At 40.2% G+C, this 204-nt stretch carries 1 protein-coding gene; it reads right to left on the bottom strand.

Annotated features, from left to right (window positions below; translation table 11 throughout):
- Nucleotides 1–24: 24 nt before the first annotated feature.
- The coding region (locus B3473_RS07150; protein ID WP_293678442.1) for an IMP dehydrogenase at nt 25–204 on the bottom strand (180 nt) is incomplete at its 5' end.

Raw genomic sequence — 204 nt, 5'->3', positions numbered from 1 at the left:
TCTAGTATCATCGTATTTTTTAAATTAGTGAACTGAATAGTTTGGTGCTTCGTTTGTGATTTGCACATCGTGTGGGTGACTTTCAATCAAACCTGCACCTGACATTTCAACAAATTGTGCTTTATCATGAAGGGCAGCAATGTTTTCAGCTCCCACGTATCCCATACCTGAACGAATACCGCCAAGCATTTGGAAGACGATATC

This window comes from Streptococcus sp. UBA632, assembly GCF_002300045.1.
GTDB classification, from domain to species: Bacteria; Bacillota; Bacilli; order Lactobacillales; family Streptococcaceae; genus Streptococcus; species Streptococcus alactolyticus.
Note: the sequence above shows the minus strand (reverse complement) of the source record. Positions and strands in the feature narration are given on the sequence as shown.